The 12,507-nt window shown below is 42.0% G+C and carries 13 protein-coding genes; 2 read left to right on the top strand and 11 right to left on the bottom strand.

Annotation, left to right across the window (positions count from 1 at the left end):
* Positions 1-116: 116 nt before the first annotated feature.
* From BA1_RS02040 to BA1_RS02025, 4 genes are all read right to left on the bottom strand, one after another.
* The gene (locus BA1_RS02040; RefSeq protein WP_008355189.1) at positions 117-377 is read right to left on the bottom strand and encodes a hypothetical protein; all 261 of its coding nucleotides are present in this window, start codon (positions 375-377) and stop codon (positions 117-119) included.
* 35 nt (positions 378-412) lie between these two features.
* Positions 413-679 carry a hypothetical protein gene (locus BA1_RS02035; protein WP_008355186.1) on the bottom strand — a complete coding sequence of 89 codons (267 nt, stop codon included), beginning with the start codon at positions 677-679 and terminating at the stop codon, positions 413-415.
* A 69-nt stretch (positions 680-748) separates the two neighbouring features.
* On the bottom strand, positions 749-1,309 hold the full coding sequence (locus tag BA1_RS02030; protein ID WP_008355184.1) for a GNAT family N-acetyltransferase: 561 nt from the start codon (positions 1,307-1,309) through the stop codon (positions 749-751).
* 14 nt (positions 1,310-1,323) lie between these two features.
* The gene (locus BA1_RS02025; RefSeq protein ID WP_008355182.1) at positions 1,324-2,190 is read right to left on the bottom strand and encodes an AraC family transcriptional regulator; all 867 of its coding nucleotides are present in this window, start codon (positions 2,188-2,190) and stop codon (positions 1,324-1,326) included.
* A gap of 114 nt (positions 2,191-2,304) precedes the next feature.
* Here BA1_RS02025 and BA1_RS02020 point away from each other — a divergent pair, with 114 nt between their 5' ends.
* Positions 2,305-3,681, top strand: coding sequence for an MATE family efflux transporter (locus tag BA1_RS02020; RefSeq protein WP_008355181.1), 1,377 nt, complete (start codon positions 2,305-2,307; stop codon positions 3,679-3,681).
* 50 nt (positions 3,682-3,731) lie between these two features.
* On the opposite strand, the gene BA1_RS02015 is transcribed toward BA1_RS02020, so the two are convergent.
* From BA1_RS02015 to asnB, 4 genes are all read right to left on the bottom strand, one after another.
* Positions 3,732-4,571: a phytoene/squalene synthase family protein gene (locus BA1_RS02015; RefSeq protein WP_008355179.1), complete on the bottom strand. Its 840-nt coding sequence runs from the start codon at positions 4,569-4,571 to the stop codon at positions 3,732-3,734.
* On the bottom strand, positions 4,564-6,039 hold the full coding sequence (locus tag BA1_RS02010) for a phytoene desaturase family protein (RefSeq protein WP_008355177.1): 1,476 nt from the start codon (positions 6,037-6,039) through the stop codon (positions 4,564-4,566). The genes BA1_RS02015 and BA1_RS02010 overlap by 8 nt, the downstream gene beginning before the upstream one ends.
* Positions 6,036-7,553 carry a phytoene desaturase family protein gene (locus tag BA1_RS02005; RefSeq protein ID WP_008355175.1) on the bottom strand — a complete coding sequence of 506 codons (1,518 nt, stop codon included), beginning with the start codon at positions 7,551-7,553 and terminating at the stop codon, positions 6,036-6,038. Before BA1_RS02005 ends, BA1_RS02010 begins: the two co-directional genes overlap by 4 nt.
* Positions 7,554-7,700: 147 nt before the next feature.
* A complete protein-coding gene (gene asnB, locus BA1_RS02000) occupies positions 7,701-9,542 on the bottom strand; it encodes an asparagine synthase (glutamine-hydrolyzing) (protein ID WP_008355173.1) in 1,842 nt (613 codons plus the stop codon).
* A gap of 154 nt (positions 9,543-9,696) precedes the next feature.
* On the opposite strand from asnB, the gene BA1_RS01995 reads away from it, so the two are divergent.
* Entirely contained in the window at positions 9,697-10,224 is a 528-nt protein-coding gene (locus BA1_RS01995; RefSeq protein ID WP_034738213.1) for a DUF2777 family protein, read from the top strand.
* 242 nt (positions 10,225-10,466) lie between these two features.
* On the opposite strand, the gene BA1_RS01990 is transcribed toward BA1_RS01995, so the two are convergent.
* From BA1_RS01990 to BA1_RS18980, 3 genes are all read right to left on the bottom strand, one after another.
* Positions 10,467-10,835 (bottom strand): YisL family protein, encoded by a 369-nt coding sequence (locus tag BA1_RS01990; protein WP_008355169.1) that lies wholly within the window; start codon positions 10,833-10,835, stop codon positions 10,467-10,469.
* A gap of 92 nt (positions 10,836-10,927) precedes the next feature.
* A complete protein-coding gene (locus BA1_RS01985) occupies positions 10,928-11,833 on the bottom strand; it encodes a fumarylacetoacetate hydrolase family protein (protein ID WP_008355167.1) in 906 nt (301 codons plus the stop codon).
* A gap of 125 nt (positions 11,834-11,958) precedes the next feature.
* A complete protein-coding gene (locus tag BA1_RS18980) occupies positions 11,959-12,489 on the bottom strand; it encodes a CotG/ExsB N-terminal domain-containing protein (RefSeq protein ID WP_155887848.1) in 531 nt (176 codons plus the stop codon).
* Between the last annotated feature and the right edge of the window lie 18 nt (positions 12,490-12,507).

Raw genomic sequence — 12,507 nt, 5'->3', positions numbered from 1 at the left:
CGCTTGATTGCGGGCAAGCACGCAAAAATTGGGGCATATTGTGATATTTATTAAGGCGGGATTCACAGATTGTCCTTGCAGGTGTACCTGCTCAACAGCTAAAAAAAAGCCCTTCATTATGAAGGACTTACCTGATAAAAAAGGATGATACCGATCAAAACAGAGATCAGCAGCATGAGATAAAATAAAATAGTTAAAATGAGGATCGTCCAGCCCAGCCCCTTCCTCTCTGTTTTGATCAAATAGATGCCAAGAACGATTGTACTAAAAAGTAAACCTAGGATGGACCATAGCCATTTGTCTTTGTTATGCTTTGGCGCATCGAACCATAAATAGATGGCAACAGCAAGTGAAACAAATAAACCCGTGATTCTCACGATCAACCCCCCCTTATGTACATGCGGTCTCTGAATTATGCGTTTGAGTACCCGATGATCAGCAATATGAAGTAAAAGACATAGACTAGGATAAAAATAGAATAGATGAGAATGGACACAATCAGCACTGTCCAGCCCAACCCTTTTCTTCCTGTTTGAATGAGATAGATTCCAAGTGTAAAGAGCCCGAATAAAAGACCTAAAATGGACCATAGCCATCTATTTTTCCCATGTTTTGGTGCATCTACGAATAGATAGATTGCAACGAAAATGGATACAAACCAACCTGTAATCCAGCTCACATTTACCTGCCGCCCTTCTTTTTCAGTTTATTCCATCATACGATACTTTTGTCCTAATAATAAGAAAAATTATTTAGATAGATAACGCGGGAGATTTTTCCATTCTTCTCTCAGCATCCCATAACGCATCGAATCATAATACTCTCCTTGGTAGTAACGAACCTTTCGCAGTCTCCCCTCAAGGGTAAACCCGCATTTCTCTGCGCAGCGCATCATGCGTTCATTTCCAGACCAGGTGGTCAAACCAATTCGCGGGATATCTATCTGCGAAAATAGTTCATCTACCCATAGTTGTAACGCCTTCGTTCCAACGCCGCCATTCCAAAAGCGTGAGTCATAAATAAGGATTCCGCATTCAAGCCAGCGTGTGCGTTCATTTTCCCAATAATAAGACACCGTACCCTTTATTTCGCCGCCTACATCAATGCCAAATAGTTTCGGCGGGATGGATTCATCCTGTACATATCGTTTCTTAAATGCAGCAAGCGATATGTCGTGTTCAATCAAATAAGGTGCATTCCACTTTCGATAGGACTGATCAGGTGCTTTAAATTTTAAATGCCACACCACTTCTAAATCTCTTTCGTCTAATGGACGTATGCTCACAAGCTCCTCTTTTTTCCCATTCATCGGTTCACGTTCCTTTACTTTGTTGTTCTTTTTGCAAGATGACGGTATTGGATAGGCGTCATGCCTTCATTTTGCCGAAACAGCTTAGAAAAATATGTAGGATCATCAATGCCTACATGTTCTGCAATGAAAGCTATTTTTTCATTTGTTGAAGCAAGCATGCTTTTGGCTTTTTCCATTTTTAGACGATTGATGTACTGACTAGGAGTCATTCCGTACACAGTTTGCATACATCTTGTCATGTAATCAGGATGATAATGAAGAACCTCTGCCAGCTTCTCCATTTTTAGTTTTTGCGTAAAATGACGCTCAAGATAGTGAACCACTTCTGAAGCGACGGTCTCCTTTGCACTTGGAATATGAAATGCTTCCTTTTGCAAATGAATAAGCATTTCCTCAAATTGAAGCTGCTTTTTCAGCGGAAGCTCAGACGCATCATCATTTAATGCCCTCATAGCTGAAAGATGCTTCTCTAACACACTTCTTCCTTTCACTTTTCCTTTTTGGGGCAGACGAAATTCATAGCTTGCTGCTTTTTCGAAAGTGGCTTGATTTTGTTTCATATCAAGCCAGTGTTCTCTCGGCCGATCCGTAAACTCAAATGGATCAATTGAGAAATGCAGCCACTCATAAAGTGTTTCTTCTTTGCATGGCAGATGTCCGCCATGAGACAGGCCTGGTGATAATATGATGTATTCTCCTTCTTTTACGTGATGGGGCACCTCGTCTTCTGTTATCCACAGTTCACCTTTTGTGACATAAAGAAGATCAAATACAGTGAAGATTCTAGAGATATGTCTTTCTCCTTGATGAAATACCCCTTTGCCTGAAGCAATATAAACCGGAAACGGCGGTACAGTAAATGTAATAAATGGACTCATATTCATCCCCTTATGAAGTCGGATTTCTCCAATAAGTTTCGGTTTGATCTCTTCTTATTATAGTCAATGCACGGTACACTATAAATCGGATTTATACGAAAGGAGGGCGATGTGATGAAACCTCAAGCACTGCCAATTCCACAGGTTGAAGCCAAAAGTGAGAAATCTCACCCTTCATTATTTGCATTAACGTGGCCTATTTTTATCGAAATCTCTTTATATATGCTGATGGGCAGTGCAGATACACTGATGCTTAGTCAATACGCTGACAGCAGTGTAGCCGCAGTCGGTGTCAGCAACCAGTTGCTAAATTTATTGATTGTGATGTTCAGTTTTATTACAACAGGTACGACGATTGTGATTGCGCAGCTTTTAGGAGCGAGCCGCAAGCAGGAAGCGACCCAAGTTGCCTATGTATCACTAGGAACCAACTTCCTGATTAGCTTTGTCATTAGTCTCCTCATGTTTGTGTTAGCTGTTCCCATCCTGCATATGATGGGGTTATCACACGAGCTAATGCCGGATGCCTCAATTTTTTTACAGATTGTCGGACTGCTTTCTTTTATTCAGGCTCTCATTATGACCTATAGTGCTATTTTAAAAAGCTACGGATTTACGAAAGACACGATGTATGTCACCATCGGAATGAACTTGTTAAACGTTGCCGGTAATTATTTGGTCATTTTCGGCCCGTTTGGCTTCCCTGTATTAGGCGTAATGGGTGTTGCTTTTTCCACATCATTTGCTCGGTTCATTGGATTGACCGCCATGATCTTGATTGTTCGCCGCCGAATTGGGCTAAGGTTTTCACTGAAAAAAATGTTTCACATCCAGAAGACGCATTTAAAAAGGCTGCTGAAAATTGGGATTCCTTCTGCTGGAGAGCAGCTTTCTTATAATGGTTCTCAAATGATCATTACGCTGTTTATTACATTTATGGGAACACAAGCACTAGCCGCAAAAGTCTATACGCAGAACTTCATGATGTTCATTATGCTGTTTGGCGCAGCCATTAGCCAAGGAACCCAAATTTTAATCGGACGTCATATCGGGGCAAAAGAATTTGACGCTGCCTATCGCAGATGCATGAAAAGCCTATACTGGGCCATTGCTATATCACTTCTTTCCTCCACTGCTTTATCTTTATCATCGACGCATTTACTCGCTTTTTTCACTAGCAACAGTGAAATCATTCAAATTGCCAGCCTGCTTCTTCTGTTAACGATCATTTTAGAGCCTGGACGTTCTTTTAATATGGTCATCATCAACTCCTTGCGGGCAGCTGGTGACGCGAAATTCCCAGTCTATATGGCGATGATTTCAATGTGGGGAATCGGGCTTCCGATCGCATATATTTTAGGCATTCAGCTTGAGATGGGCCTTGTTGGGGTTTGGATTTCTTTTATTGTAGATGAGTGGGTAAGAGGCATCTTTATGTATAGGCGGTGGCGTTCAAGGATATGGACGGAATATCGTTTTACTTCCACATAAAAAGGACTGCGGGTGCAGTCCTTTCAGATGATTGACAACGGTCCTTATCATTACATCATATCTTCTAAAATAAGTGCTTTTTCTTGTGTTGAAATAAACGAACGCTCTGTAAACACGCGGTATTCATTTTCTCTTGTTTTATCTAAAATGGCCTTGTAAAAGTGAGCAGCCGCTTTCACCGGTATACGTGAATAAAGCGGAAATTCATGAAGGTGGTCAAAAAATTCCTCGTAGTACGCCTCTGCCTCAAAGGCAATATATTCCCATACATGCTGGAATGCTTGATTGACGATGCCTTCTTGCAATTCTTGCTCTGTATACCCAAATTGATCCATGACTTGTTTTGGTAAATAAATGCGGTCTCTTTCCGCCTTATCCTCACCAATATCACGAAGAATATTGGTCAGCTGCATGCCAATCCCCAGCGAAATCGCTGCTTCTTTTAGCTGTTCTTTTTTACGTGGTGCAATGATTGGAAGCAGCATCAACCCAACGGTACTTGCGACATGATAGGAATAAATGAGCAGTTCATCTAACGTTTCATATCTATGCTGCTCTAAATCCATCTCCTGTCCTCGCAGCAGGTCGAAGAACGGGGCTTCATCCATACGAAACTCTTGAAATGTATGCTCGAGCGCTACCCACATTGGATCATGACGGTCTACTTCGCCCTGTAAGAAACGATCAAACGCCTCCTGAAAAGACGCCAGTTCCTCTTTTGGTGAAGTGGACTCATCTACAATGTCATCCGCTCTCCGGCAAAAGGAATAAACAGCCCAAACTGCCTGTCTTTTCTTTTTAGGCAGCATGGAAAAGGCACGGTAAAACGTTTTTGAATGTGTTTGAATGGTCTCTTCACATACTTTCAAAGCTGTTTGTACATCAACCACTTAGCTTCACTTCCTTTCTGTCGTTCAAATCTTTTAGCAATACAGAAGCCATGAGCTTCGCACTTTGCATCACAATTGGTATCCCGCCGCCGGGATGAATTGAAGCGCCCACCGCATAAAGATTGTCTGTCTCTGCAACCTTCACTTGCGGCCGAAAAACACCTGATTGAAACAAATTAGGAGCAAGTCCAAAGCTGCCGCCTTCAAACAATCCTTCTCGCATTGAATCATTGGGTGTTCTGACCTTTTTCCAGACAATCGACTCTCGCAATTGCGGAAAGCCTCTTTTTTCAAGACGCTCCACCATTTTATCGACAAAGTCTGTCTCCTCTTCCCAGTTGATGTGATCTCCTGACGGTACAGGAATCAGCATATATAGGACACTACAGCCTTTTGGAGCAAGTGATGGATCAATGATCGATGGATGAAATGTATAAAACGACGGGTCTTGAGGGATCGTTTTCGTTTGAAAAACGTCTTTCATATGCTGATCAAAGTGTTCTCCCATAAAAAATTGATGAACAGGTGCTTCGTGGTATATCTTGTTTAACCCTAGATACACCATCACGCAGCCGGAGGATGGAACGTATTTGCGCCGGTCTTGTTCAACTAAACCAAGCTGTTTTAACGCTGCTGGATAATCTCCGTTTATCACAAATGCATCAGCTGCTATGTCTTCATCATTTACTTTTGCTTTGACCACTCGTTTCCCCTCAAATTCCAATTGCACTACTTCTTCATTTTGTCTTACTTCGACCCCCATCTTTAGGAGCTGTCTTTCCAATATATCTACTAAACTCGCATATCCGCCTTTTAAATAATAAATTCCATGGGCATGCTCACTATATGAAACTAGCGAATAAATAGCAGACGCTTCATACGGGTTTCCTCCGACATAGAGGGTTTGAAGTGCGTACGCATCTCTCAGGCGTTCATCTGAGAAATATTTTTTTAGCGCGCTTTGAACCGTTCGATATGCTTTTAATTTCATTAAAATTTTCATGTTTGCTTTTGTAAAAAAGGTGCGTTTTTCATGAAACGATTTTTCTAGAAAAGCTTGCTGCCCTTCTTGAAATCGATTCGTCATTTCTTCCATAAATTTCAGAAATCCTTGTTCTTCCTTTGGAAATACACGCCTGATTTCATCGAGCTGCCGCAGGATATCAGAATACTTCGTGTAAGAAGTGCCATCTTGGTATTGAATCGTGTACAGCGGGTCTAGCTGCAGCAGATCAAGTGAGGATTCGTCAATTCCTATCTCATGTAAAATTCCTTTTAACATATCAGGAAGTAGGACAATGGTCGGACCTTCATCTACTTTATATCCTTTCTCACGTACAAAAGCAAGTCTCCCGCCAAGCCGTTCATTTTTTTCGACAAGGGTGACATCATGTCCAGCTTTTTTTAAATAAAGTGCTGAGATCATTCCGCCAATACCGCCGCCAGCAATTAATATATGTTTTTTCATGAGGCGCTCCCCTTTTCTTGATGTGGCACTCTTTTGTGCGTATGCTTCTCTTTTGAAAGAATCGCATTTGTCGTAATACGCGCTGATTCTAAAATGGTCGGCAGACCGCTTCCTGGGTGCGTTCCTCCACCAACAAGCCAGCAGTGCTTCAATTCATCAAATTCATTATGCGGCCTTAGCACCATCATCTGCGTAAGCTGATGGCCAAGGTTAAATGTCGCACCTTCATACACATAAAGCTCTTCCTCCCAATGCTTCGGTGTGATCATCCGCTCGACTTCTATGTGCTGTCTAATATTTTTAAAGCCTGTTTTCCGCTCCAACGTATCCAGCACAAGCTCTCTAAATTCATCTTGATGCGCTTCCCAGTCAATACCGCTTTGATTATTCGCAACTGGCGCAAGCACATAAAGAGCTGATTTGCCTTTTGGCGCAAGCGAATCATCTGTCACACTTGCATTTTGAATATAAATGGACGGATCATCCGGCAGCTCAAAGGTTTTCGTAATCTCTTTGACGAACTTCGCATAGTCATCGGAAAAAACGATGGTATGATGCGGCTCATCATATATCGTATCTAAGCCTAAATACAGCATAAAGGTCGAGCATGAGAACTTTTTCTTTTTCAGTTTCTTCTCGCTATATTTCTTCAAGAGACCCGGCTCTACAAGCTTTGTCATTACGTGTGCAAAATCACCATTTACAACCACCTCATCCGCCTCGATTTCTTCCCCTGTTTCTAAGCGAATCCCCTTCACTTTCCTGCCTTCAGTCAGCAGCTTTTCAACTCCAGATGACAGGTGAATGGTTGCGCCAGATTCAACAGCTGCCTTTGCCATCGCTTCTGACAGCTGGTTCACTCCGCCTTTCGGATGGAAAACGCCTGTGTCATGCTCCATAAACGAAAGGATTGAAAATGCGCCAGGGCATTCCCAAGGTGACATCCCTAAATATTTTGATTGGAATGTAAATGCATATTTCACTGATTCATTCGAGAAATAGTCTGACAGCACATCGTATAAGCTCTTATTTAATGAAAGCTGTGGAAGCGCTCTAATAACCTTCGGACGCAAGTAATGATGAAAACGGTCCATTTTACTTTGTAGAATTGGCGTCAGGCGGTCCATTTTTCGCTTTGTATCGTTCATAAAACGTAAATATCCCTCGCCTTCACCAGATGCAAAGGCTTCTAACCGTTTGTACATTTCGTCTCGATCTCGAATCATATCAAGCTTCTCGTCTTGAAAGATTAATCTATACATTTCTTTTAATTCAATGACATCCATATAGTCATAAAGATTTTTACCAGCAAAGGTGAACAGCTCCTCTGCAATATGAATCATACTGAGAAAGGTAGGACCTGTATCAAACGTGAAATCACCAAGTTGAAACTTAGAGTTACGTCCGCCAACAAAGGGCTGTTTTTCGTATACATGAACGTCATGTCCTTTGCTTTGCAGCATCATGGCTGCTGCAAGTCCCCCTGGTCCTGCTCCGATCACAATGATTTTCATTATCCTATTTCCTCCAAATTAATTCACTTTAAGTTAATTATACAAATTAGAAGAATTAGATCAACTTTTGATGTGCTCTAAAAGTCTCATGTTATGTAGCAAAAAAGCCGACTTTCTTTCAACAAGTGCAAGAAAGCCGACCTTTTGTTACGCTTCTATATCAATGCGATAGGTTTCAAACCAATGATGAATCTGCGCCAGATGGGCGATGAGCTGAGGCCCTTTCATTAACTGGCCATACCAAGGAACTTGAAAGGAAGCCCCTTCCGTTTCAATCAGCTGTTTCAATTGGTGTGGATTTAAAAATTCATGAAGCACAGAATCCTTTTGCGCAAGGCAATCTGTTAACATCTCTTTTACAGCCTGAGTATACGCTGGATGATGTGTTTTCGGATAAGGGCTCTTCTTGCGATAAAGCACTTCACTCGGTAAAATTCCCTCTAATGCTTTTCTCAAAACCCCTTTTTCACGATTTCCATGCATTTTCATTTCCCAAGGAATATTCCATACATACTCAACGAGTCGATGATCTGCAAATGGCACACGCACCTCAAGGCTTGCGCCCATGCTCATGCGATCTTTTCGATCAAGCAGCGTTGTCATAAACCAAATCATATTTAAGTAAAAAAGTTCTCTCCGGGCTTTATCTACTCCTGTTTCCCCGTCTAAAAGAGGTGTTTCTGCCACGGTTTCTTCATATTTACTCTGTGCATATTCCTTCAGTGATAATTTCTTTTGCCATGAGTCTTGAAGAAGCTGAATGCGGGCTTCAGTTGATCTCATCCACGGAAATCCATTCGTTTCGCTTGCCATGTGAAACCATGGATAGCCTCCAAAAATCTCATCCGCACATTCACCTGATAAACCGACAACGAAATCCTTTTTTATTTCTCGGCAGAACCAAAGTAACGACGAATCAATATCTGCCATGCCCGGTAAATCTCGCACTTCAACCGCTTCTTTCAAATAAAAAGCCAGCTCTTTTTGACCAATGATACAGCTGTGATGATTCGTTTGAAACGCTTTGGTCATTCGATCAATCCATGGCCCGTCAGCATTCGGCTGGAATTGACTCGCCTCAAAGAATTGATCATTTCCTTCGTAGTCAATGGAATACGTATGAAGCGGTGCTTTCCCTATTTTCTCAAAGTGCTTAGCGGCAATGGCCGTAATGGCACTAGAATCGACGCCCCCAGATAAAAACGTACAAACTGGCACGTCTGAGACAAGCTGTCTTGTGACAGCATCTGTAAAGAGTTCCTTCACGTGCTGAGCAGTGTCATCAAGCGAGTCAGTATGCTGCTTGCTTTTGACATTCCAGTACCTCCACACACGCAGACCATTTTTTGAAAAGGTGAGGGCATGGGCAGGTCTCAGCTCTTTCACACCTTTAAAAACACCTTGCCCTGGTGTTCTAGACGGCCCTAAGCCAAAGATTTCCGATAACCCCTCATGATCGACTTTTGCTTTCATATCAGGGTGAGCAAGCAGTGCTTTGATCTCTGAACCAAATAAAAAGGAATGATGACGTTCTGTATAGAAAAATGGCTTGACGCCGAGCCGGTCTCTCCCTGCAAATAATAGTTCACGCTCACTATCCCAGATGACAAATGCAAAGATGCCATTAAAATGGGTCACACACTCTTCCTTCCATTCTGTATACGCGTGAAGAAGAACTTCTGTATCAGAATGTCCAAGGAAGCGATGCCCCCTTTTTAATAATTCTTTTCTTATATCCTCCGTGTTATAGAGCTCTCCATTGTATACAACCGTATAAGCATGATTTTGATGAGTATATGTCATTGGCTGCTTTCCGCCTTCTACATCGACAACGGCTAACCGTTTATGCCCAAAAAGAACATGCTCACTTTTCCACGTATTTGTATCATCTGGCCCTCTTTTAGATAATGTATCTGTCATTTGATTGATTACATGATCCTGTTGGATGAGCTGCTTTTTAAAGTCTGCCCAGCCTGTTATTCCACACATCATCATCAGCTCCCATCCGTTTTTCATCAAGTGTTCTCATTCAGCCTTTCTTAGTTTATGCATCGTCTCCTTGATAGTTGATTTGTCCTTTTTTCCGCATGTATAGGACAAGCATCATTTGGTAAGAAAAGAAAGAGGAAAGGAGCTTTTGCCATTGGAGAAACGATTGAAATATCTTCAGCATCATAGACAAAAATGGTGTAACGGGTATTTACTGATTGAAAACGGTCATTGTCTCATTGAAGATGAAGAAGGGGACATCATGCTGCCAGAAAGTCTTCAAAGCTCTATGATCTGTTTGAAAGAAAATGACCGATGGACAAAAGGAGAATGGCTCGGGTCCATGATTCTTCTTGAAAATGGACAGCTGATGGAGATAAAAGGCGGTGAAGCGATTCAATATAAAGCGTCTCTTTCCAAAGGCTGGCTTGACTTGCTTATGTTCGTACCAGAAAACGCTTTTTACCAAATCATAGACGATATAGAGCAGCTTGGGTTCTCCGTCTACGATTGTGTCTTTTCATCCTTTTATCCTTTTCATGCCGTCTCTTTTTTCCAATTTTCGAGAGATACACAATCACTTGCCCTTCAATGTCACCATCATTCCACCGCAAGCCAAATTCAGTTTGAATGGACGACTTCTGACGGACACCGGCTCATTTCTTCGTTTGATGTCACATAAAAAAGGCACTGCTTTGTATAAGCAATGCCCCAGCGTGTAGACAAACCCTCGCATTCTTTGTCAGTCCTGCGTGCCGGTGCTCACGAATGTCAAATTCGCTCCGCTCCGGTACTCGTCCTTCCTAGACTGCAAAGGTTTTCAGTTCACGCTGAAAAGGAAGACAAAGGGCTAAAATAAAGTTCATTTTAGCCCTTTGTCAACAATCTGAGGCACTGCTTTGTATAAGCAATGTCCTTTTTATCTTAGAAGATATGAAAACCGATCGGTAGACGCAAGCCTAGCAGTATCGTGACAATCGCAGCCACAATAAACCCAATCAACACACCTGTCACCGATTTTCCTTTTTTCTTGCGTACAAGGACCATTTCCATTAAACCGATCACAAGGAGCCCAAATATCATTTTACCAATATACTCGCCCCCGAAACCTGGAATTTTCATTCCTGTGCGAACATATAGCTCTACGCCTGTTGCGATAATGAGCAAGTAAAAGAGTCGTACGATCATGTGGACAATTTTAGCCCCTTTGTCGTTTTTACCTGCTAATGCAAAGGCGACAAAGAATAAAATAATACCTAGCACCCATGCTGTAATATGTAAATGTGTTCCCATTTGTTGTTTCCCCCTTTATCAGAACAAGTACCTTCTCATCGTACCACGAAATAAGTCGAACACAAAATGACAATCCTATGTCAGCATGCGCTTTATTTGACGCGGTTCGATAACGTCCCAATCGGTTCAATCGTTACTTCAATATGATCTCCTGAAGCCAAAAACTTTGGCGGCTCAAATCCTTTTCCAACGCCAGAAGGTGTACCCGTTGCAATGATGTCACCTGCTTCCAGCGTCATCCCTTTTGAAAGAGTAGAGACAATGTCCTCCACCGGGAAGATCATTAATTCCGTACTGGCAGACTGACGAACCTCTCCGTTTACCTTTGTTTCCACATGAAGCGCGCCATGATCCTCGATCACTGACTTGTGGACAATGTAAGGTCCCATCGGACAAGATGTATCTAAACTTTTTCCTATGAAAAATTGTTTGTGCTTTTTCTGCAAATCTCTGGCCGTCACATCATTTAAAATGGTGTAACCGAAAATATAGTCACGGACTTCTTCAGGTGCAATATTCTTTCCTGATTTACCCATGACGATGGCAAGCTCCCCTTCGTAATCCAATTCACTAGTCACATCTTCATGAAGAAGGATGTCCGCTTCATGTCCAACAACAGAGGTAGGTGCTTTAGTAAAGATCATCACGTCTGTAGGAATATCTGCCGCACTTCCCATCTCCATAACATGATCTTGATAGTTCTTCCCGACACACATGATGTTTTTAGATGGCTTTGGAATCGGTGCATGGAGTTTCACGTCTGAAAGCGGATAGACATAAGAGCCGCGGTCTTCTTCTTTTTTCTCAGCCCAATCAAGAAGCTGGCTGACGTGATCCACAAACTTGTCCCCCATGTTGATGCATTCAGATAAAGAGTTGGGTAGTGTCTCAAGCTCAAATAACTTGACTTCAGCCTTTTTGATGTCCATTACCCATTCATCATCAATGACGATCCCAATAAACATCCTATCATGTATCTCACCTGTAAAAAACTTCATGTCTTCCCCTCACAATCTTCATTTCACTTAGTGATGATGTCTCATTTTATTTCTCTATGAAATAAAAAAACCCTTTTTTATCATACTCTCTTTTAAAAAGGGTTTCAAAAATGAAAATCTGATATTTAGCGGTAGCGTCGATATTCCCACATATTTCCTTGATCCCATTTACGATCGACATGCCCTCGACCTCGACTGCGAGAATGATGTTTTTTCTTTCCGCATCTTCGGCAAGAATGACTACGTTTGTGGTGATGAGATCGTTTTGATCGATGACTGCGATGTGACTTGCGGCAGCTTTTCTTATGATGAGATTTGTGTTTGCTGCGGCATGATTTTTTCGGTTCACTTTTTTTGCTTTTGCATGATTTTTTACTTTTATACGATTTTTTACTTTTGCATGGTTTTTCACTCTTCACGCTTTTCTTGGAACAGCGGCTTTTTTTAGAGCGATAGCTTTTGTGACTCTTTTTGCTGCGGTATGACTTACGGCAGCCGCCTCCACCAAAGAACCAGTGACGGCGTCTTGATTGACGAGAACGAGATGATTTATGCGAATGTCTCGATTCTGGTTCACGATCTAAGTGATGATCACGCCCCTCACTTCGAAGTGAATCAACTGCATGTTCAATATGAGAATGATCAAATGTACTCACGAACAATTCCCCTCCCAA

This window comes from Bacillus xiamenensis (assembly GCF_000300535.1).
GTDB classification, from domain to species: Bacteria; Bacillota; Bacilli; order Bacillales; family Bacillaceae; genus Bacillus; species Bacillus xiamenensis.
This window is presented reverse-complemented; position numbering and strand designations above follow the sequence as displayed.

Coding starts and splice junctions, on each gene's coding strand:
- BA1_RS01990 (WP_008355169.1), bottom strand. CDS start 10,835: ATGGGAACACATTTACATATTACAGCATGGGTGCTAGGTATTATTTTA.
- BA1_RS02005 (WP_008355175.1), bottom strand. CDS start 7,553: ATGAAAATCATTGTGATCGGAGCAGGACCAGGGGGACTTGCAGCAGCC.
- BA1_RS01985 (WP_008355167.1), bottom strand. CDS start 11,833: ATGAAGTTTTTTACAGGTGAGATACATGATAGGATGTTTATTGGGATC.
- asnB (WP_008355173.1), bottom strand. CDS start 9,542: ATGTGTGGAATAACAGGCTGGGCAGACTTTAAAAAGCAGCTCATCCAA.
- BA1_RS02010 (WP_008355177.1), bottom strand. CDS start 6,039: ATGAAAAAACATATATTAATTGCTGGCGGCGGTATTGGCGGAATGATC.
- BA1_RS02025 (WP_008355182.1), bottom strand. CDS start 2,190: ATGAGTCCATTTATTACATTTACTGTACCGCCGTTTCCGGTTTATATT.
- BA1_RS02020 (WP_008355181.1), top strand. CDS start 2,305: ATGAAACCTCAAGCACTGCCAATTCCACAGGTTGAAGCCAAAAGTGAG.
- BA1_RS02030 (WP_008355184.1), bottom strand. CDS start 1,309: ATGAATGGGAAAAAAGAGGAGCTTGTGAGCATACGTCCATTAGACGAA.